21 protein-coding genes are annotated in these 19,909 nt (G+C 65.5%); 13 read left to right on the top strand and 8 right to left on the bottom strand.

Annotated elements, in window-relative coordinates; genetic code table 11:
• Positions 1 to 60: 60 nt before the first annotated feature.
• From IQ25_RS03495 to ssb, 3 genes are all read left to right on the top strand, one after another.
• A complete protein-coding gene (locus IQ25_RS03495; protein WP_144902260.1) occupies positions 61 to 315 on the top strand; it encodes a FeoA family protein in 255 nt (84 codons plus the stop codon).
• Positions 312 to 2,171 carry a ferrous iron transporter B gene (feoB, locus tag IQ25_RS03490; RefSeq protein WP_144902257.1) on the top strand — a complete coding sequence of 620 codons (1,860 nt, stop codon included), beginning with the start codon at positions 312 to 314 and terminating at the stop codon, positions 2,169 to 2,171. The genes IQ25_RS03495 and feoB overlap by 4 nt, the downstream gene beginning before the upstream one ends.
• A gap of 97 nt (positions 2,172 to 2,268) precedes the next feature.
• Entirely contained in the window at positions 2,269 to 2,832 is a 564-nt protein-coding gene (gene ssb, locus IQ25_RS03485) for a single-stranded DNA-binding protein (RefSeq protein ID WP_144902254.1), read from the top strand.
• A 118-nt stretch (positions 2,833 to 2,950) separates the two neighbouring features.
• Here ssb and IQ25_RS03480 read toward each other — a convergent pair whose 3' ends face one another.
• The gene (locus IQ25_RS03480) at positions 2,951 to 3,694 is read right to left on the bottom strand and encodes a 7-carboxy-7-deazaguanine synthase QueE (RefSeq protein WP_246415387.1); all 744 of its coding nucleotides are present in this window, start codon (positions 3,692 to 3,694) and stop codon (positions 2,951 to 2,953) included.
• Between the two features lies 1 nt (position 3,695).
• Positions 3,696 to 6,398, bottom strand: coding sequence for a valine--tRNA ligase (locus IQ25_RS03475; protein ID WP_144902248.1), 2,703 nt, complete (start codon positions 6,396 to 6,398; stop codon positions 3,696 to 3,698).
• Between the two features lie 128 nt (positions 6,399 to 6,526).
• On the opposite strand from IQ25_RS03475, the gene IQ25_RS03470 reads away from it, so the two are divergent.
• Genes IQ25_RS03470 through IQ25_RS03455 form a run of 4 tightly spaced genes read left to right on the top strand, consistent with a single transcriptional unit; the run spans position 6,527 to position 10,090 of the window.
• Positions 6,527 to 7,645 carry an ABC transporter permease gene (locus tag IQ25_RS03470; protein ID WP_144903151.1) on the top strand — a complete coding sequence of 373 codons (1,119 nt, stop codon included), beginning with the start codon at positions 6,527 to 6,529 and terminating at the stop codon, positions 7,643 to 7,645.
• Complete coding sequence (locus IQ25_RS03465; protein WP_407070579.1) at positions 7,642 to 8,535, top strand: ABC transporter ATP-binding protein; 894 nt, start codon at positions 7,642 to 7,644, stop codon at positions 8,533 to 8,535. The genes IQ25_RS03470 and IQ25_RS03465 overlap by 4 nt, the downstream gene beginning before the upstream one ends.
• 9 nt (positions 8,536 to 8,544) lie before the next feature.
• The gene (locus IQ25_RS03460) at positions 8,545 to 9,504 is read left to right on the top strand and encodes an MlaD family protein (RefSeq protein WP_144902243.1); all 960 of its coding nucleotides are present in this window, start codon (positions 8,545 to 8,547) and stop codon (positions 9,502 to 9,504) included.
• A 13-nt stretch (positions 9,505 to 9,517) separates the two neighbouring features.
• Positions 9,518 to 10,090 (top strand): ABC-type transport auxiliary lipoprotein family protein, encoded by a 573-nt coding sequence (locus IQ25_RS03455; RefSeq protein WP_144902240.1) that lies wholly within the window; start codon positions 9,518 to 9,520, stop codon positions 10,088 to 10,090.
• A gap of 110 nt (positions 10,091 to 10,200) precedes the next feature.
• On the opposite strand, the gene IQ25_RS03450 is transcribed toward IQ25_RS03455, so the two are convergent.
• From IQ25_RS03450 to crcB, 6 genes are read right to left on the bottom strand one after another with little or no spacing between them, the layout of a single operon-like run.
• Positions 10,201 to 10,896 carry an ATP12 family chaperone protein gene (locus IQ25_RS03450; RefSeq protein WP_144902237.1) on the bottom strand — a complete coding sequence of 232 codons (696 nt, stop codon included), beginning with the start codon at positions 10,894 to 10,896 and terminating at the stop codon, positions 10,201 to 10,203.
• Between the two features lie 3 nt (positions 10,897 to 10,899).
• A complete protein-coding gene (locus IQ25_RS03445) occupies positions 10,900 to 11,133 on the bottom strand; it encodes a hypothetical protein (protein WP_144902235.1) in 234 nt (77 codons plus the stop codon).
• On the bottom strand, positions 11,130 to 11,786 hold the full coding sequence (locus IQ25_RS03440; protein WP_144902232.1) for an HAD-IA family hydrolase: 657 nt from the start codon (positions 11,784 to 11,786) through the stop codon (positions 11,130 to 11,132). The genes IQ25_RS03445 and IQ25_RS03440 overlap by 4 nt, the downstream gene beginning before the upstream one ends.
• Positions 11,783 to 12,385, bottom strand: a complete 603-nt coding sequence (locus IQ25_RS03435) for an FMN-binding negative transcriptional regulator (protein WP_144902229.1) — start codon at positions 12,383 to 12,385, stop codon at positions 11,783 to 11,785. The genes IQ25_RS03440 and IQ25_RS03435 overlap by 4 nt, the downstream gene beginning before the upstream one ends.
• Positions 12,385 to 13,776, bottom strand: coding sequence for an RluA family pseudouridine synthase (locus IQ25_RS03430; RefSeq protein ID WP_144902226.1), 1,392 nt, complete (start codon positions 13,774 to 13,776; stop codon positions 12,385 to 12,387). Before IQ25_RS03430 ends, IQ25_RS03435 begins: the two co-directional genes overlap by 1 nt.
• Positions 13,773 to 14,171: a fluoride efflux transporter CrcB gene (gene crcB, locus IQ25_RS03425; RefSeq protein WP_181447161.1), complete on the bottom strand. Its 399-nt coding sequence runs from the start codon at positions 14,169 to 14,171 to the stop codon at positions 13,773 to 13,775. The genes IQ25_RS03430 and crcB overlap by 4 nt, the downstream gene beginning before the upstream one ends.
• A gap of 185 nt (positions 14,172 to 14,356) precedes the next feature.
• Here crcB and rpsU point away from each other — a divergent pair, with 185 nt between their 5' ends.
• The 6 genes from rpsU (at position 14,357) to gatB (ending at position 19,874) form a co-directional block, all read left to right on the top strand.
• Positions 14,357 to 14,563, top strand: coding sequence for a 30S ribosomal protein S21 (rpsU, locus tag IQ25_RS03420; RefSeq protein ID WP_144902223.1), 207 nt, complete (start codon positions 14,357 to 14,359; stop codon positions 14,561 to 14,563).
• Between the two features lie 157 nt (positions 14,564 to 14,720).
• On the top strand, positions 14,721 to 15,302 hold the full coding sequence (locus tag IQ25_RS03415) for an FKBP-type peptidyl-prolyl cis-trans isomerase (protein WP_144902220.1): 582 nt from the start codon (positions 14,721 to 14,723) through the stop codon (positions 15,300 to 15,302).
• Positions 15,303 to 15,408: 106 nt separating this feature from the next.
• The gene (gene gatC, locus IQ25_RS03410; RefSeq protein ID WP_144902218.1) at positions 15,409 to 15,711 is read left to right on the top strand and encodes an Asp-tRNA(Asn)/Glu-tRNA(Gln) amidotransferase subunit GatC; all 303 of its coding nucleotides are present in this window, start codon (positions 15,409 to 15,411) and stop codon (positions 15,709 to 15,711) included.
• Entirely contained in the window at positions 15,711 to 17,195 is a 1,485-nt protein-coding gene (gatA, locus tag IQ25_RS03405) for an Asp-tRNA(Asn)/Glu-tRNA(Gln) amidotransferase subunit GatA (protein ID WP_144902215.1), read from the top strand. The genes gatC and gatA overlap by 1 nt, the downstream gene beginning before the upstream one ends.
• Positions 17,189 to 18,340 carry an acyltransferase family protein gene (locus IQ25_RS03400; protein WP_158637658.1) on the top strand — a complete coding sequence of 384 codons (1,152 nt, stop codon included), beginning with the start codon at positions 17,189 to 17,191 and terminating at the stop codon, positions 18,338 to 18,340. The genes gatA and IQ25_RS03400 overlap by 7 nt, the downstream gene beginning before the upstream one ends.
• A 40-nt stretch (positions 18,341 to 18,380) precedes the next feature.
• Positions 18,381 to 19,874 carry an Asp-tRNA(Asn)/Glu-tRNA(Gln) amidotransferase subunit GatB gene (gene gatB / locus IQ25_RS03395; RefSeq protein WP_144902209.1) on the top strand — a complete coding sequence of 498 codons (1,494 nt, stop codon included), beginning with the start codon at positions 18,381 to 18,383 and terminating at the stop codon, positions 19,872 to 19,874.
• Positions 19,875 to 19,909 lie beyond the last annotated feature (35 nt).

Here is a 19,909-nt window from a genome sequence, read left to right as displayed (position 1 = left end):
CCAGCGCAATTCTATTGCGAATGACTTGCAAATGCTTCGCCGCTATGGCAGCGGGAAGTGGTGACCCTCGATCAGCTCCCTATCGGCACGCCCGCCCGAATCGCTTCGGTCGATTGGTCCGCGCTCGTCGCGGAAGAGGCGCAGCGCTTGCGTGCGCTCGGCCTTGATGAAGGTGCGCGGGTGACGCTCGCCTATCGCGGCGTCTTCGCCGGGCGCGATCCGCTGGCGGTGGAAATCGGCCGGATGACCGTCGCCATCCGTCGCGTCCATGCCATGGCGATGACCGTCGAACCCGTTGCCCAAGCCGTAGCATGAGCAGGATGCCCACCGTCGCCGCGCTGGTCGGCAACCCCAATGCGGGCAAGAGCGCGCTGTTCAATGCGCTCACCGGCGCGCGCCAGAAGATCGCAAACTATCCCGGCGTCACGGTCGAGCGCAAGGCTGGCCGCCTGCTGCTGCCTTCGGGCGAGCCGGTCGAACTGGTCGACCTGCCCGGCTCCTACGGACTCGATTCCACCAGCCCGGACGAGGAAGTCACCCGCAAGGTCATCATGGGCGAGCAGGCGGGGCAGGCCAAACCCGACGTCATCGTCCTCGTGCTCGACAGTTCGAACCTCGAACAGCACCTGGTCTTCGCGCAGGAAGTGCTCGAACTCGGGCGCCCCACCGTGGTTGCGCTCAACATGGTCGATCTGGCCGAGCGCGATGGCCTCGTCCTCGATCCCGCGGCACTGCAGACCGCATTGGGCGTGCCGGTCATCCCCACCGTCGCCGTGCGCCGCCGCGGCCTGACAGAGCTCGCCGCCGCCATCGCCGAAGCGCGTGATCGTTCGGAATCCGCACAGCCGGTGTCGCGCCCGCATGTGACGCTGCCCGAACGCCGCATGCTCGCCCACCAGATGGCGAGCGGCGCAATTCTGTCAGAGACAGCAAAGCACCGCATCCACGCGCGCATGGACAAGGTCCTGCTCCACCCATGGGCCGGACCTCCGATCCTTTTCGCGTTCCTGTTCATCGTCTTCCAGGCCGTTTTCAGCTGGGCCACACCCTTCGCCGACGCGATTGACGGTGGCGTTTCGGCCCTCGGCGATCTGGCCAAGGCGACGATCCCTCCCAGCTTGCTGCGCGATCTGCTCACCGATGGCGTGATCGCGGGCGTCGGCTCGGTGCTGGTGTTCCTGCCGCAGATCATCATCCTGTTCTTCTTCATCCTGACGATGGAGGCGACCGGCTACATGGCCCGCGCAGCCTTCCTGATGGACCGCATGATGGCAGGCGTCGGCCTCTCGGGCCGCAGCTTCATCCCGCTGCTGTCGAGCTTCGCTTGCGCGATCCCCGGCATCATGGCCACCCGCTCGATCACCGATCCCAAGGACCGCCTGACCACGATCCTGATTGCCCCGATGATGACCTGTTCGGCCCGCCTGCCGGTCTATGCGGTGATCATCGCCGCGTTCATCCCGAACAATCGCGTCGGCCCCGGCATCGGGCTGCAAGGCCTCGTCCTGTTCTGCCTCTACGTTGCCGGAATCGTCGGTGCGATGCTTGTGGCGCTCGTCCTGCGCCGTTCGGTGACCAAGGGCGCGGCCTCGGGCTTCATCATGGAATTGCCAAAGTACCAGCTGCCCACGGTCAAGGACCTAGCCCTCGGTCTGTGGCAGCGTGCGTGGATCTTCCTGCGCCGCGCAGGCACCATGATCTTCACCGTGACCATAGCGCTGTGGATCCTGCTCAACTTCCCGCGTGCTGAGCCGGGGCAGGACCAGATCAACGCCTCGGTCGCAGGCACGCTCGCCAATGGCTTGTCGGTCGTGCTCGAACCCATCGGCTTCAACCGTGACATGAGCCTTGCGATCATCCCGGCCATGGCCGCGCGCGAAGTCGCGGTCAGCTCGCTCGCCACGACATATGCCGTCAGTGCCAGCGACGACGAGGATCAGGCTGCCGTGGCATTGGGGGACCAGCTCAAATCGCGCTGGACCCTGCCGATGGCGCTCGCTTTCCTTGCCTGGTTCGTCTTCGCCCCGCAGTGCCTCTCGACCATAGCGGTCGCCCGGCGCGAGACCAACGGATGGAAGTGGCCATCCTTCATGCTCGCCTACCTCTTCGCGCTGGCCTACGCGGCAGCGGGAATCACCTACTGGACGGCAATCGCGGCCGGTTTGGGCTGATCTGACGCGCTCGGCTGTGGAAACGGTGACGCGGTGACTCGCGCGCCTGAGCCCCCATGCGCTAGGCAAGACGCCAAATCTGAAGGAACGTGATTCGATGGCAGGCAGCGTCAACAAGGTCATTCTCGTCGGCAATCTCGGCGCGGACCCGGAGGTGAAGAGCTTCCAGAACGGCGGGCGCATCGCCAACCTGCGCATCGCGACCTCGGAAAGCTGGAAGGACAAGGCTTCCGGTGAGAAGAAGGAGCGCACGGAATGGCACTCGGTCGTGCTCAACTCTGACGGCCTCGTCGGCGTTGCCGAACGCTTCCTGCGCAAGGGCTCGAAGGTCTACATCGAAGGCCAGCTGCGCACCCGCAAGTGGCAGGACCAGTCCGGCAATGACCGTTACACCACCGAAATCTCGGTCGGCGGCATGGGTGGCGTGCTGACCATGCTCGATGGCCCCTCGGGTGGCTCGGGCGGAGGCGGCATGGGTGGCGGCGGTGGTCGCTCGTCCGGCGGTGGCTGGAACGAAGGCGGCTCCGGTGGCGGCGGCAGCTACGGCGGTGGTTCGCGCGGCGGGGCATCGGGTGGCGGCTCGTCGGGCGGCGGCTGGAACCAGGGCGGCGGCAGCGCCGGCGGCTTCGGCGACGATCTCGACGACGATATCCCGTTCTGATCGTTCCGCACTCCTTGCGTCCCCGCGAAGGCGGGGACCTCGGTGTTGTTACGGAATCCAGGTGTAAAACGACTGAGGCCCCCGCCTGCGCGGGGGCACTGTCATTTTGGAGGCAGGCTCAGGTCCCCCGCGTATCCCCATAGAGGTGGATATGCAGCCGGTCCGTGAACCGCCAGCCGCGCTCGAGCGCTTCCTCGGCGAGCCAGCGCGAACGGTCGCGCAGCACCGCGCTGCTGGTGCCTTCGGGCATCACGAACAGGTGATCGCTGGCAATTGCATGGCGCGCCTGCAGCGCTGAAATCTCGGCAAGGTCCGAGGCCGTCGCCACCACGAACTTGAACCACGCACGCGGATCCCGCGCCCAGGCATCGAGCCGCTCGGGCACCAGCGCCAGTTCTGCCGCATTGCCTGAATGCGCTAGCTTCGGGCTGACGTTGAACTGGTTGATCAACGGATCAAGTTCGGCATGGGCCGCAACCGTGCCGTTGGTTTCGATCTCGACGTGCAGGGCAGGGCGCTCTGCCTTTACCAAGGCCACCACCCGCGCCAGTGCTGCCCCCTGCAACAGCGGCTCGCCCCCGGTGATCACCAGTCGGTCCTCTGGGTGCGACAGGATCAGCGCGGCAGCATCGGCCTCGCTCATCGCCACCTGATTCTCACCCCGCTCGAAGGCCACTTCGTCGCGGTGCGGGCGGTTGTCGCCGGTGAAGCGCCAGGTATAAGCCGTGTCGCACCACCGGCAGGCAAGGTTGCAGCGGGAAAGCCGCATGAACACCGAAGGTCGCCCCATGCCGGGGCCTTCACCCTGCAACGAGGAGAACACCTCCGGCTCGCCGGGTGAGGTGGTAGCGAGAGTGAGCAAGTTACCCCAGCCGCTGCAGCGCCGCTGCGAGCCGCTCGGCCTCGGCAGCGTGCATCGCATGATCGGCGCGCGCCTTCTCGACCGCCTCGGGTTTGGCCTTCTCGACGAACGACGGATTGCCCAGGCGCCCTTCGAGCGACTTGGCCTCCTTCTGCGAGGCGGCCAGCGCCTTCTCCAGACGCGCCTTTTCCGCCGCGATGTCGATCACGCCTTCCAGTGGCACGACGATGTTGGCATCGCCTGCGCCCACCTGCATGGCGGCGCCAGCCGGGGCGTTCTCGAAGCGGATGCCGTTGAGGCGCGCCAGACGCTCGATTGCCGCCGGGTTTGCCTCGATGATCCCGCGCGTCAGCGCCGAAGGCTCAGGCAGGTAGGCATCGAGCTTGGCTCCCGGCGAAATGCCGAGTTCGTTCTTTGCGGTGCGCAGGTTCGAAACCAGCGCGATCAGCCATTCGACTTCGCGCTTGGCTGCTGCGTCCACTGTGGCCTCGGGCTTGGGCCACGCGGCCACGATCAGCTCGGCGTCACGCTGCCCCAGCGCATGCCACAGTTCTTCGGTCACGAAGGGCATGAACGGGTGGAGCATCACCAGAATCTGGTCGAGCACCCAACCGGCGACCGCCTTGGTCTCGGCATCGAAGTTGCCCTTGATCAGTTCGATATACCAGTCGCAGAACTGGTCCCAGACGAAGTGATAGACGGTGTTCGCCGCCGCATCGAAGCGCAGGTCCGCCATCGCCTGATCCAGCGCGGCGACGGTTTCGACGACTTCGCCGATGATCCACTTGTTGACCGCGGAAGTCGCCGCAGGTGCTGCCACCGAAGTGCTGCCGGTGATCCCGTTGCTCTGGCAGAAGCGCGCGGCGTTCCACAGCTTCGTGGCGAAGTTGCGATAGCCTTCGACGCGCTTCTCATCCATCTTCACGTCGCGGCCTTGGCTCTCCATCGCGCACATGAAGAAGCGCAGCGCGTCAGCCCCGTACTTGTCGATCAGGCCCAGCGGATCGACCACGTTGCCCTTCGACTTGCTCATCTTCGCGCCATCGGCGGCGCGGACGAGGCCGTGCAGATAGAGCTTCTTCCATGGCACTTCCTTCATGAAGTGCAGGCCCTGCATCGCCATGCGCGCATCCCAGAAGAACAGGATGTCGAAGCCCGAGACGAGCAGATCGTTGGGATAGTGCTTCTTCAGCAGCGGCGCGTCTTCATCGGGCCAGCCGAGCGTGGCGAAGGGCCAGAGAGCGGAGGAGAACCACGTGTCGAGGACGTCGTTGTCCCGCACCAGAGTGACGCCTGCGCCAGCCTTGGCCTGCGCTTCCTCTTCGGTTTCGGCGACATAGCACTGGCCGTCAGAGCCATACCAAGCCGGAATCCGATGCCCCCACCACAGCTGGCGGGACACGCACCAGGGCTGGATGTTCTCCATCCAGTTGAAGAAGGTCTTTTCCCAGGTCTTCGGCACAATCTCGATCGCGCCAGAGCGCACCGCTTCCATCGGCGCCTTGGCCAGCGTTTCGGCATCGACGTACCACTGGTCGGTCAGCCACGGCTCGATCACCACGCCGCCACGGTCGCCGAACGGGGTCTGGATCGTGCGCGGTTCGAAGTCGGCGGCAATCTCGTTGCCTTCCTTGTCCTTGGTCAGGTGCGGGATCAGGAAGCCCTGTTCCTTCATCCGCTCGACCACGAGCTTGCGCGCGTCGAAGCGGTCCAGCCCCACGAATTCGGCAGGCACCAGCCCATCGGAAGTCTGCACCACCTTGGCCTCGGCATCGAACATATTGAGCATGTCGGCTGCCTTGATCCCGGCGCGCTTGCCCACTTCGAAGTCGTTGAAGTCATGCCCCGGCGTGATCTTCACCGCGCCCGAACCCAGTTCAGGATCGGCATGCTCATCGGCCACCACCTTGAACCGGCGTCCGGTCAGCGGCTGCAGGATCTCCTTGCCGATGACCGACTTGTAGCGCTCGTCCTCTGGATGGACGGCCACGGCCATGTCGGCCAGCATCGTCTCGGGGCGCGTGGTCGCAACCTCGATGTAGTCGAGGCCGTCGTCCCGCTTCACCCCGTCGGCGAGCGGATACTTGAAGTGCCAGAAACCGCCCTGCGTCTCGCGCGTCTCGACCTCAAGGTCGGAAATCGCGGTCTTGAGCTTCGGATCCCAGTTCACCAGCCGCTTGTCGCGGTAGATCAGCCCCTGATTATACAGGTCGACGAAGACCTTTACCACGGCGCGGGTGAAGTGCGGGTCCATCGTGAACTGCTCGCGCGACCAGTCCATCGAACAACCGAGCCGGCGCAGCTGACCGGTGATCGTCCCGCCGCTCTCGTGCTTCCACTCCCACACCTTCTCCACGAACTGTTCGCGGGTGTAGTTGGTGCGCTTGTCCTGCTTCGCCTCCATCTGGCGCTCGACCACCATCTGCGTGGCGATGCCGGCATGATCGGTGCCGACCACCCACAGCGCATCCTTGCCGCGCAGACGTTCGTAGCGGATCACCACGTCCTGCAGCGTATTGTCCAGTGCGTGGCCGATATGGAGCGAACCGGTTACGTTCGGCGGCGGATTGACGATGGTATAGGGCGCAGCGTCAGGCCGTTCTGGCCGGAACAGGTTGTTCTGTTCCCAGTGGGCATACCATTTGGCCTCGATCCCGGCGGGTTCGAAAGTCTTCGCAAGCTCGGCTGAATTCTGGTCGGTCATGGGCCAGCGCCTTGCCATCCCCGCGCCCTGCCTGCAAGCGCTGCGGGGAACCGCAAGTGCAGTTCCAACGTTACGGCTCATGTGTTGCACTTGTCGCCTTGGATGATTTACCCCATGAAGCGGGCAAGATGCGGGAACTGACCGATTTCCAGTTAGTGCAATCCGAAGGGGGGAGCACTTCAACGCTCGCGTTCAGCGGGCCGATGACCGTGTCGTCGCTCGGTCTGGCCGATGCGCGGCTGCGGGCCATTAGCGATTCCTTCTCGGAAATAGACCTGACCGGCGTCACGCGGATGGACACCGTCGGTGCGTGGACCGTCTGGCGCCTCTCGCGTGATCACGATGCGAGGATCATTGGTTGCAGTGACGAAGCGCAGAAGCTGGTCGATGCGATCAGCAAGGCCGATTCGAACGATCATTCCGTTCGCGCGATGCGCCTGCCGCTGTTCCAGCGCGTGCCGGAACACGTCGGCGATGTCATGCTCGGGCTGGGGCGCGGGATGCTGCAGGTGGTCGGGTTTCTCGGCCAGATCATCCTGTCGTCTGCAAGCCTGCTGCGCCACCCTTCGCGCTTCCGCGGCAAGGCGCTCGTCCATCAGATGGAACTGGTCGGCGTCAATTCGCTCGCCATCATCGGCCTGATGAGCTTCCTCGTCGGCATCGTCATTGCCCAGCAGGGCGCGGTGCAGCTGCGTCAGTTCGGTGCGGAGATCTACACCGTCAATCTCGTCGGCCGGCTTACCTTGCGCGAACTTGGCGTGCTGATGACCGCGATCATGGTTGCGGGCCGATCCGGTTCGGCCTTTGCCGCACAGCTCGGCACGATGAAGCTGACCGAAGAGGTCGATGCGATGCGCACGATCGGCGTCGCGCCGATGGAAGCGCTGGTCATTCCGCGCATTGCCGCAACCATGATCATGATGCCGCTGCTTGGCTTCTATTCCGCCTTCCTCGGCATCATCGGAGGCGCCTTCCTGTCGAGCCTGACGCTCGGCATCCCGTTCTTCACCTTCCTCACGCGTATTCAGGAAGTCGTGCCCCTGCATGACGTCTGGGTTGGGCTGACAAAGGCGCCGGTCTTCGGCCTGATCGTTGCGCTGGCCGGGTGCTATCAGGGCATGCAGGTGAAGAACAACGCCGAGGAAGTCGGTGCGCGCACAACGGCGGCGGTCGTCATGGCGATCTTTACCGTGATCGTGCTCGATGCCTTCTTCGCGGTGTTTTTCACCAACATCGGGTGGGGATGATGGACCAGACTGCCGCACCCCCCGAAATCGTCCCTGATCTGCCCGATCCCTTTGACGGCAAGTACCCGATCCGCGTGCGCGGGTTGCGCAACGTCTTCGGCGATCACGTAATCCATGATGGGCTCGATCTCGATGTCCGGCGGGGCGAGATCCTTGGCGTGGTCGGCGGTTCGGGCACCGGGAAGTCGGTGCTCATGCGCACGATCATCGGATTGCAGATTCCCGAGGCGGGCGAAGTCGAGGTTCTGGGTGATACCATCACCGATGCGCGCGACGATGCCGATATCGACATCCGCAGCCGCTGGGGCGTGCTGTTCCAGGGCGGTGCCCTGTTCTCGACCCTGACGGTGGCCGAGAACGTCGAAGTCCCCTTGCGCGAATTCTATCCCGAGATCAGCGACGATCTTCGCCACGAGATTGCCCGCTACAAGGTTCTCCTGTCAGGCCTTCCTGCCGAAGCGACAAGCAAGTTCCCCTCAGAACTTTCGGGCGGCATGAAGAAGCGCGCGGGCCTTGCCCGTGCGCTGGCGCTTGATCCCGAGCTCCTGTTTCTGGATGAACCGACCGCTGGCCTCGATCCGATCGGCGCGGCCGCGTTCGACCAGCTGATTCTCAAGCTGCAGCAGACGCTTGACCTTACCGTGTTCCTGATCACCCACGATCTCGATACCCTGTACGAGATCTGTGACAGGGTGGCCGTGATCGCCGACAAGAAGGTCATTGCGGTGGGCACGATCCCCGAGCTGCTCGCGCTCGATCACCCTTGGATTCAGGAATACTTCAACGGCCCGCGCGGGCGCGCGGCGCAGGATGCGCAAGCGCGACACGATGCCGTGCGGGCGACACTTTCGGACGACGGGCGTTCTTCGCCCGACCCTGATGGGGCATAAGGACTAGGCATGGAAACGCGCGCAAACCATATCTGGGTCGGGCTCGTCACGCTGGCGTTGCTGGCGGCCGTAGCCTTGCTGACCATCTGGATCGCCCGGATCAACCAGGGTGACAGCAACGAGTACGACATCTTCTTCAAGCAGTCGGTCGATGGCCTCGCCAAGGGTTCGGAAGTTTCGTTCTCGGGCGTGCCCTCTGGGCAGGTCAAGGACATCGAACTTTGGGAGCGCGATCCCGAATTCGTCCGCGTGCGCATCGCGGTAGACCGCAAGGTCCCGATCCTTCAGGGTACGACCGCCAGCCTGCTCGGCAGCTTCACCGGCGTGTCGACGATCCAGCTTTCCGGCGCGGTCAAGGGTGCGCCCGCCATCGAATGCCCCAAGGAAAACAAGCGCGCGACCTGCCCCGAAGGCGTGCCCGTGATCCCGACCAAGCGCTCCGGCCTTGGCGAGATCCTGTCGAACGCGCCGCTCCTGCTCGAACGCCTCGCCACGCTGACCGAGCGCCTGACGATGGTCCTGTCCGACAAGAACCAGAAGTCGATCGAGAACATCCTGTCCAACACGGACAAGATGACCGCAAACCTCGCCGAAGCTTCGCCCGATGTGAAGCGCACCATGGCTGAACTGCAGGCAACCCTGCGGCAGGCCAACTATACGCTGGCAAGCTTCGAAAAGCTGACCAACTCGGCAGACTCGATGCTGAATGATGAAGGCAACGGTCTTGCCCAGCAGATGCGCAAGACGCTGAAGTCCGCACAAGGCGCTGCCGATGCGTTGCAGAGCACGCTTGGTGAGGCCCGTCCGGCCGCCCGCCAGCTCAACGAACGCACGCTGCCCGCTGCCGAAGCCGCGATCCGCGATCTTCAGGCGACGACCAGGTCCCTGCGCGAAGTGACTGACCGCCTGAACGATCAGGGCGTCGGCGGCTTCGTCGGCGGCCCCAAGCTGCCCGACTACAAGAACTGAGGAGGCGATGAAGATGATCCGCAAAGCCCTTTTCGTCCCTGCGCTCCTCGCAACACTGGCAGGCTGCGTCAGCCTCGGCCCCAAGGTGCCTGATACGCTGCTCGCGCTGACTCCAACTGCCGCGCCAGCCGCGGGCAGCACCACCAGCGGCACATTCGCCAACGCGCTGGTGGTGATGGAGCCTTCGGCCGAAGCGCGTCTCGCCGTTACCCGCGTGCCGGTGCAGATTGATGACGCCAACGTCGCCTATCTCAAGAAGACGATGTGGGTCGAACGGCCCTCGCGTCTGTTCCAGCGCCTGCTCGCCGAAACCATCCGTGCCCGCGGCAGCCGCCTCGTGATCGAGAGTGACCCGGGCGCTGCTGGCCTGCACGTTTCCGGCCGCCTGCTCGACATGGGCTACGATGCCCGCACCCGCTCCGCCGTGGTCCGCTTCGACGCGGTCAAGGAAGCGGGTACGAAGGTCGAGACCAAGCGCTTCGAAAGCGTGGTCCCGGTGACCGAGGCCGAGGCGAAATACGTCGGCCCGGCGCTCAACGAAGCCGCGAATGACGTGGCCAAGCAGATCGCGGACTGGGTGGGGTGAGCTACCGATAGAGAACACTTGCTCCCCCGCGCAGGCGGGGGCCTCCGTCGGTTTACATGAACGGTCCGTGACAACACCGAGGTCCCCGCCTTCGCGGGGACGCAAGGGCCTCAAGCCCGCGCCAGTCCCGCAAACCGTGCTGCTGCTGCAAACGCGGCAGAGCGCCGCTCACGCCGTTCCATCGCTTCGGCGTCCTTGCCCCAGAGTTCTGCCTGCCAGTCTTCCTCGAGGTTGGCGGCGTCCCACAGCGCGTCGAGGTCCGCCTGCGGCTCCAGTGCGGCAAGGCCGAGGATCAGCGAGGCGGCGAGGCTGGCGGTATTGCGCAGGGCGGCGAGGGCGAAAGCGTCCAGCGTCTCCAACTCTTCGCGCAACCGTGCCAGCGTTTCGGGCGGCTGCGGCTTGTGGATCACGCCCGATACGCGCACGAACTTCGCGCCCAGCCGCGCTTCTGCCTTGGCCAGCAGCGGCTCCCACATCATCCGCTGGCGTGCGGCAAAGGCTTCGTCCGGCTCGGCACGATAACACAGCGTATCGGTTTCGGCGTAGGGCAGGATTTCTCCGATGACGGACGCCGGATCACCCGCCACCACGTCGATCGCGTAGTCGGCCATGTCGCGGTAGAGAAACAGTGCCGGGTCGATTTCCTCGCCCTGTGCTGCCCACTCCGCTGCCATCGCCTCGGCCAGCGCATGGCTCGGCACGACCTGCGGCCTGCCGCCGACCGTCCTGATTGCCCGCCCGTCGAGCCTCACCCCGAAGCCGCCCTCTGCCGCCTCGACTGTCACGTCCTTGTAAAAGCGCTTCATTTTCTAATCCGGAGTTCGCCACCGCCGCGCGACGATGCGCGGCAGGAAAAAGAAGTCCCACAGGCCCACCAGAGCCATGACGATTCCGGCCAGCGGCGGAAGCACCGCGAGCGGTCCCGGTCCCTTGCCCGCCTGCACCAGCACGCCGAGCAGCACCAGCACCGCGCCCGAAGCCCGCACCGCCTGCAATGCGAAATAGCGCCCCATGGCCGGATCTCTGGGCGCAGGGTCGCTCATGCAATCCTCCCGAGCAGGGAGCGCAAGTCATCGATGCTGGTCGCCACGGCCTCGGCCCCTGCTTCAAGCAGTTCGTCGGTTTCGTGGTAGCCCCAGTCTACCCCGAAGCACCGCACGCCCGCGTTCACGCCCATGTGAATGTCATAGACGGTATCGCCGATCATCGCCGTGCGCGCGCGGTCCGCGCCTGCATCGGCGATGCACTGCTCGATCATCGACGGGTCGGGCTTGGACGGGTGCCGGTCCGCCGTCTGCAAGGAAACGAAGTGGCCTGTGAGGCCATGGGTGGCGAGGCAGTGGGCAAGGCCCTTGTCCGACTTGCCGGTTGCCACGGCAAGCTGCCAGCCCTCGCGCGCCAGATCCTCGATCAGCGCGGCAATGCCCTCGTAGAGCGGCTCGGCCACCGCGCCAGCCGCGCGCCTTGCGCGAAAGGCGTCCTTATAGAGTTCGGTGAGACCGGCATGTTCGTGATGCTCGCCCTCAGGGTGCAGTTGGCGCATCGCCTCGTGCAGCGAAAGGCCGACGACGCGGCGCGTCAGCTGGCGTTCGGGCGGGATCAGCCCGGCGGCGCGGAACGCTGCGTCCATCGCCGCGCAGATATCGGCCTGGCTGTCGACCAGCGTGCCATCGCAATCGAAGATCGCCAATCTCAAGGGACAAGCCTCCGCATCAGTTCGGCAATCGCCGGGGAGCCCTCTGCCTCCAGCCCCGCCGCCACGCGCGCCCGGTCATCGGCGCTCTTGTTCTGCGATAGCTTGAAGGTGGGCCGCCACGCCAGCACTTCCATTTCGAAGCCGACGATACCGCCCATCATCCGGCGGAGCGTGTCGTCGGGCATCTTGTCCATCGTCCAGGGCGTGCCATCGGAAATGCGCCCTTCGTGATGAGTGGAGGACGCTTCGAGCAAGCCGAGCAGGCCTTCCTGATCCATGCGCCGCACCCGTCCTTCCAGTTCCAACGCCACGTAGTTCCACGTCGGCACTTGCGCCGCATCGGCATACCAGCGCGGGGACACATAGCCGTCCGGTCCGTTCAGCACGGCCAGCGCCATCATCCCGTCAAGGTGCTTCGTCAGTGCATTGCCCCGCGCCAGATGGAACTGCACCGCGCCGTCTCCGGTGGAAAGCAGCGGCACATGCGCCACGCGCGGGCCATCGGGGACGGTCGCGAAGACCATCCCGAAGCCGATCTCGCCGATCAGCGCTTCCAGCAGCGCGCGGTCATCATGACGGAACGCCGGGTTGGGATGCATCAGCGCGGCTTGCCCTTGGGAGCACCGGTGCCGGGCTTGCGGGCAGAGGCCCTGCCGCCGGTGGAGCGGGCTTCCGCATTGCGTGCCTCTGACCCGCGTGCGGCCCCGAAGCGAACCCCTGCGGGCTTGGCAGGTCGTGCCGCTGCCTTCGCGTCAGGCTTGCCTGCAGGCTTCGGCCCCGTCTTGGTACCCGCCTTGGCAGGAGCCTTGGCCGGACCGGCGCGCTTGCCTGTCGGCGTGCGACCAGCACTGCCTGCGCCCTTTTCGCCATCGGCGCGCTTGCGACGTTCGCCCCGGCGCTCCTTGCGGTACTCCTTGGCGTGCGCCTTGGCCGCGCGCTTCTGCATAGTCTTTTCGGGGATCGGCTTGATCGGATCGATCGCCAGATCGCCGTCTTCCTCGTGGAAGCCGAGGCTCGCCATGCTGGCCTCGAAGTGCGCTGGCAGGGGCGCGGTCACGTCGAGCAGGTCGCCCTCGGGATGCTCGATGCGCAGGCGGCGCGCGTGGAGGTGCATCTTGCGGCTGATCGTGCCGGTCAGGAATGCCGCCTGACCGCCATACTTGCCATCGCCCACGATCGGGTGGCCGATCGCCGCCATGTGCACGCGCAACTGGTGGGTGCGCCCGGTCAGCGGTTGCAGTTCTACCCACGCGGCGGCATTGCCCGCGCGGCTGATCACGCGATAGCGGCTGCGCGCGGTCTGGCCCTGTCCGCTTTCGTCGACCATCATCTTCTCGCCGCCGGTGCCCGGCTGCTTGGCGATCGGCAGTTCGATCAGCCCGTCCTTCACGTCGGGCACGCCGACGACCAGCGCCCAGTAGATCTTGCGCGCGGTGCGCCCGGAGAAGCGCTTGGAAAAGAACGCGGCGCTGCCCGGCGTGCGCGCGATCAGCAACACGCCCGAGGTGTCCTTATCGAGACGGTGGACCAGGCGCGGACGCGGGCCGCCGCCCTGAGCATAGGCATCGAGCAGCCCGTCTACGTGCTCGTAGGTGCCGCTGCCACCCTGGGTGGCAAGGCCCGGCGGCTTGTTGAGCACGATGGCGGCACGGTCCTGCGAGAGGATCATCGATTCGGCGAGTTCGATCTGCTCGTCGGTCAGCGGCTCGCGCGGACGCTCGCCCTTGCCGGGGGTTCCGACAGGCGTCGCATTGCCGGGTGGCACGCGCAGGGTCTGTCCGGCCTCGAGCCGGGTGTCGACATCGGCGCGCTTGCCGTCGAGCCGGATCTGCCCGGTCCGCGCCCAGCGCGACACTGTGGCAAAGCCGACCTGCGGCAGGTGGCGCTTGAACCAGCGGTCAAGCCGCGCGCCTTCATCATCCTTGCCGATGGTGAACTGGCGGACCTGATCGTCGGGGAGGGCGCCCTGGCCCTTGCGAGGTATCTTCATGCTGCACCTCGCATCATCGAAAGGCCAAGAAACAGCCCGGCCACGCCGCCAAGCAGCGAGCCCAGCGCGTAGAAGCCAGCCATGCCATAGAGCCCGCGCTGCATCAGCATCGCCGTTTCAAGACTGAAGGCCGAGAAGGTGGTGAAGCCGCCGAGCACGCCCACGCCGAGCAGCAGGCGCAGCGACTCGGCTCCGTCCTGCCGTGCCAGCCATCCGGCGAGCAGGCCCATCAGCAGGCTGCCGCTCACATTGATCAGGAAAGTGCCCCATGGGAACACGGTGTTGGGACCGGCAAAGGCGGTCACGGCACGCCCGGCATGGTAGCGCAGCATGGCGCCTACGCCGCCGCCGATCGCTACGATGGCGGTTGCCGTCAGGGTATTGGGAGAGTTCATCCGCCGCCCTTAACCCCATGGCCTGCAAAATGCACGACTTTGCTTGCCTTTGCTGCCCGATTTGGCTAGTGGCGCTCCCGTTCGGGCCGGTCCTGTACGGATTCGGCACGTTTGGTATTTCCAGAATCAGGGTAACTCCCGCGCGATTGGCGGGCTCTTGCCGACAGTTTGAGGTGTAGCGGTTTATGCAGATTCTCGTTCGCGATAACAACGTTGACCAGGCTCTTCGTGCACTCAAGAAGAAGCTGCAGCGTGAAGGCGTGTATCGCGAAATGAAGCTGCGTCGCCACTTCGAGAAGCCCTCGGAAAAGCGCGCTCGCGAGAAGGCTGCCGCTGTGCGCCGCGCCCGCAAGCTTGAGCGCAAGCGCCAGGAGCGTGACGGCGGAAAGTAAGACCGGACGGGGCGGAAACGCCCCATCTGGCTACTTGCCGTTTTAGCCCTGATGGGCCAAGAGGGCGCCGCACTCCGGCGCCCTTTTTCGTGGTTCCGGTTCAGGTCATTCGAATCATTCAGCGCGATTCGGGCGAATCGCGTTCGAGGGGGAAAACATGTCGGAAATCACCCGCGTTCCGCTCCAGCCCGTTGCCAAGGGCTCCGTCGGCAAGATCTGGCTCGGCGTCATCGCTGCGGTCGTGCTCGGCTCGGGCGTGGCCTATGCCACACGCTACCAGGGCATCGAGCTTGAGACGGTGAAGGCCGGCACCGGCGCATCGCCGACCAAGTCCGACGTCGCGCTGATCAACTACGTCGGTCGCCTCGCCAGCGGCAAGGAATTCGACCGTGGCCAGCAGGCCGTGCTCCCGCTCGAAACCGTGATCCCCGGCTTCTCCGAAGGCCTGTCGAAGATGCAGAAGGGCGGCAAGTACGTCCTCGAGATCCCGGCAGAGAAGGCCTATGGCGCGGACGAAAAGCGCAATCCGCAGACCGGCGAAGTGGTGATCCCCGCCAATTCGGACCTCGTCTTCGAAGTCGAACTGATCGACTTCAAGAGCGCGGCCGAACTGGAGCAGCAGCGCATGATGCTCGAGCAGATGCAGAAGATGCAGGGCGGCGCCGGTGGCGCTCCCGGTGGCGCTCCGGGCGGAATGCCCATGCCCATGCCGGGCGCGCCTGCCGTTCCGCAACCCTGACACCTGCCGGGCAGGGGCCGCTTGTGGTCCCGCCTCGGCTTGAAGCACGCCGCGCGCTCTGGTAGCGCGCGGCGTTCCTCATTTCTTTCCGACAAGAGTATCCGCCATGTCCGTAGATACCGCCACGGTGGCGAAGATCGCCTCGCTGGCCCGCATCAAGGTGACCGAGGCCGATCTGAACGCGATGGTCCCCGAACTGAACGGCATCCTCGCCTGGGTCGAACAGCTCGGCGAAGTCGATGTGACCGGGATCGAACCGATGACCGCCGTGATCCCCAACCATCAGCGCCTGCGCGATGACGTGGTCAACGCCGACCCGCTGACCGGCGGCGACATCCGCGACGCCGTGCTGGCAAACGCCCCCGCGCCCGAACACGGCTTCTTCGGCGTGCCCAAGGTGATCGAATAATGACGAATATTACTGATCTCGGCATTGCCGCCCTCCGCGATGGCGTGGCCAAGGGCGAGTTTACCGCCACCGAAGTCGCCACCGCATTCAACGCGGCGGTCGAGGCGGCGCAGCCTGCCCTCAACGCCTTCATCGTCACCACGCCCGAAAAGGCGCTCGAAGCCGCGGCGAGGGTCGATGCCGACCGTGCTGCAGGCAAGCCGCTCGGCACCATGGCCGGCGTGCCGATCGGCATGAAGGACCTGTTTGCCACCAAGGGCACGCAGACCACCGCTGCCTCGAAAATCCTCGAAGGCTTCACCCCGCAGTACGAATCGACCGTCAGCAGCAAGCTCTGGGATGCGGGCGCGGGCATGCTGGGCAAGCTCAACCTCGACCAGTTCGCGATGGGCTCCTCGAACGAGACCAGCGCTTTTGGCAACGTGATCTCGCCTTGGCGTCGTCCGAACGACACTGCGCCACTTGCACCCGGCGGCTCGTCGGGCGGTTCGTCCGCAGCCGTTGCCGCGCGCATCGCGCCTGCCGCCACCGGCACAGACACCGGCGGCTCGATCCGCCAGCCCGCCGCCTTAACCGGCATTTCGGGTATCAAGCCGACTTATGGCCGCTGCTCGCGCTGGGGCGTCGTCGCCTTCGCGTCCTCGCTCGATCAGGCAGGCGCAATGGCGCACGACGTGACCGACTGCGCGATCATGCTCGAAGCCATGGCCGGGTTCGACCCCAAGGATTCGACCAGCCTGAACCTTCCCGTCCCCGAATGGACCGCAGGCCTCAGCGCCGACATGCGGGGCAAGAAGGTCGGCATCCCGCGCGAATACCGCCTCGATGGCATGGACCCGGATGTGGCCAGGTCCTGGGACGATGGCATCGCTTGGCTGAAGGATGCAGGTGCCGAGATCGTCGAGATCTCGCTGCCGCACACCAAGTACGCGCTGCCGACGTACTACATCATCGCCCCTGCCGAAGCCTCCTCGAACCTCGCCCGCTACGATGGCGTGCGCTACGGCCTGCGCGATCTGCCGGACGGTGCAGGCCTTCAGGACATGTACGCCGCCACCCGCGCCGCAGGCTTCGGCCCGGAAGTGAAGCGCCGCATCATGATCGGCACCTACGTGCTCTCGGCGGGCTTTTATGACGCCTACTACACGCAGGCGCAGAAGGTCCGCACCCTGATCGCGCGCGACTTCACCAACGCGTTCATGGATGTCGACGTGATCCTCGTGCCCACCGCGCCGTCCTCGGCCTTTGCCCTTGGCGAAAAGAGCGCCGACCCGCTGGAAATGTACCTGAACGACGTGTTCTCGGTGCCCGCCAGCCTTGCAGGGCTCCCTGCCATGTCAGTGCCCGCCGGGCTCGACCGCAACGGTTTGCCGCTCGGTCTTCAGGTCATCGGCAAGGCCTTCGACGAGCAGGGCGTGCTCAACGCCAGCCTTGCCCTCGAAGAGCGCGCGCAGTTCTCGGCACGGCCGGAGAAGTGGTGGTAAGACCCATCAGCGGCGGGAGTGGCGCGGTGAAAGCCTTGCGCTATCCCGTCCTCGATTCCCTGCGCGGCCTTGCGGCGGTGGGCGTGGTGTTTCACCACATCCCCGCCGTGGCAGGCCTATCGGCGGCGGGGTTCGATGCGAACTTCGGCCGCATGGTCGATCTGTTCTTCGTGCTCTCGGGCTTCGTTATCGCCGCCTCCTATGGCGCGAAGCTGAGCGAGGGCTATCCGGTCTCGCGCTTTCTCTGGCTGCGCTGGTGGCGGGTCTGGCCGCTCCACGCCGCGATGCTGACGGTCTTCGTCCTGTCGATGCTGGCGCTCGGCCTGGTGCAGCCGGACCTTCGCACCCACGGCCTGATGGCGGGCCGTAGCGACCCGGCTGACCTGCCGATTGCCTATCTGCTGCTGCAGGGCGTGGTGCCCTCGCTCGGGCCCGTCTGGAACCACCCGAGCTGGTCGGTCTCGGTCGAGGTGCTGCTCTATATCGTTGCCGCGGTGGCGTGGCGGTTCGCCGGGCAGCGTGCATGGATGCCGTGGCTGGCGCTGGCCATCGCCCTGCTGGTCTTCATGGCCTTCGGTCCGGGTTTCGCTGGCCTCGCTTCGAACATCGGGCGTGGCCTTGCAGGCTTCGGCCTCGGCCTGTTCCTCCATCGCGCGCTGGAGCGCAGCAGTCCTCCCGCACTTGGCACAGGCGTTGCCACGGCGCTGGAGATTGCCGCCTTTGTCGCGCTCGGCGGCGTGCTGTGGAGCAGCGGGAGCATTGCAGCCTTCGATCTTGCCGCCGCCGCTGTCGTCGCACTGGCGGCACTGCAACAGGGCCTCGTCTCGCGCGTGTTGACCGCCGCGCCGTTCCAGTGGCTCGGCACGATGTCCTATGCGCTCTACATGGTCCACGTCTTCGTTATCGGCCGCGTGTTCGATCTGCTGGCCGTGCTCCAGCCGCGCTTCGGGCTGCTGATTGCCGATACCACCATCGGCGGCGAAGATGCGCTTGTCGGGCCGAGCTGGCAGGCCGATATGGTCAAGCTTGCCGTGATTGCGCTGTGCCTCGTTGTCGCCGTACCCTTTGCAAGGCTGATCGAGCAGCCCGCGCGCCGCTGGTCGCGCCGCGTGGCCGCGCAACAAGCACCGAATACAGCGAACTGACCCCTTTCCAACCCATCCCTCACACCTTATCGGGCGGATCATGAGCGAATATCGTATCCAGGGCGCAACCGGCGAATGGGAGGTCGTTATCGGCCTCGAAGTCCACGCGCAGGTCACTTCCAACGCCAAGCTGTTTTCGGGCGCGGCCACTGCGTTCGGCGCAGAGCCCAACACGCGGGTCAGCCTCGTTGATGCGGCGATGCCGGGCATGCTCCCGGTGCCGAACATGGAGTGCATCCGCCAGGCGGTGCGCACCGGCATGGCAATCAACGCGCAGATCAACAAGTGGTCGCGGTTTGACCGCAAGAACTACTTCTACGCCGATTTGCCGCAGGGCTACCAGATCAGCCAGCTCTACCACCCGATCGTGGGCGAGGGCAGCATCGAGGTCCAGCTCGACGAGAAGAACCCCGAAAGCCTCAAGACCATCGGGATCGAGCGTATCCACGTGGAGCAGGACGCGGGCAAGCTGATGCATGATCAGCACCCGACGATGTCCTACGTCGATCTCAACCGGTCGGGCGTGGCGCTGATGGAAATCGTCAGCCGCCCTGACTTGCGCTCACCCGCAGAAGCGGGGGCCTATCTGTCGAAGCTGCGGACGATCCTGCGCTATGTCGGCTCGTGCGATGGCAACATGGACCAGGGATCGATGCGCGCCGACGTCAACGTCTCGGTGCGCCGCCCCGGCGAGCCGTTCGGCACCCGCACCGAGACCAAGAACGTCAACTCGGTCCGCTTCGTGATGGCGGTGGTCGAACAGGAAGCCAAGCGCCAGGTCGCGCTGATCGAGGACGGCGGCACGGTGGTGCAGGAAACGCGCCTCTACGATCCCGATCGCAACGAGACCCGCTCGATGCGCTCGAAGGAAGACGCGCACGACTATCGCTACTTCCCCGATCCCGATCTGCTGCCGCTCGAACTCGACGATGCCTTCCTCGAGGCCTGCCGCGCCAGCCTGCCGGAACTGCCGGATGCCAAGCGCCACCGTTATGAAACCGCGCTGGGCCTTTCGGCCTACAACGCGGGCGTGCTGACGGCAGACGTCGAAACCGCGCGCTGGTTCGAAGTGCTGCTGGCAGAGACCGCGGCGAAGGCGAAGAAGAGTGAAGCCGATGTCGCCAAGCAGGCGGCCAACTGGCTGATCTCCGAACTGTTCGGCGCGCTGAACAAGCTCGGCAAGGGCCTCGACAATTCGCCCGTCAGCCCGGCGGCAGGCGCGGAACTCCTCGCCCTGATCGCCGACGGCACGATCTCCGGCTCCATCGCCAAGCAGGTGCTGGAAAAGATGCTCGAAACCGGCGACGGCGCGGCCGCGATCGTCGAGCGCGAAGGCCTCAAGCAGACTTCCGACACCGGCGCGATCGAAGCCGCCATCGACGCCATCCTCGCCGCCAACGCCGACAAGGTCGAACAGTACAAGGCGGGCAAGGAAGCCCTGTTCGGCTTCTTCGTCGGCCAGACGATGAAGGCCATGCAGGGCAAGGCCAACCCCGGCATGGTCAACGAACTGCTGAAGAAGAAGCTGGGGTGACTATCGCGTCAGGACCAGCTTCGGTGCCGGTGCTT

The sequence above is a fragment of the Novosphingobium taihuense genome, assembly GCF_007830315.1.
GTDB classification, from domain to species: Bacteria; Pseudomonadota; Alphaproteobacteria; order Sphingomonadales; family Sphingomonadaceae; genus Novosphingobium; species Novosphingobium taihuense.
Note: the sequence above shows the minus strand (reverse complement) of the source record. Positions and strands in the feature narration are given on the sequence as shown.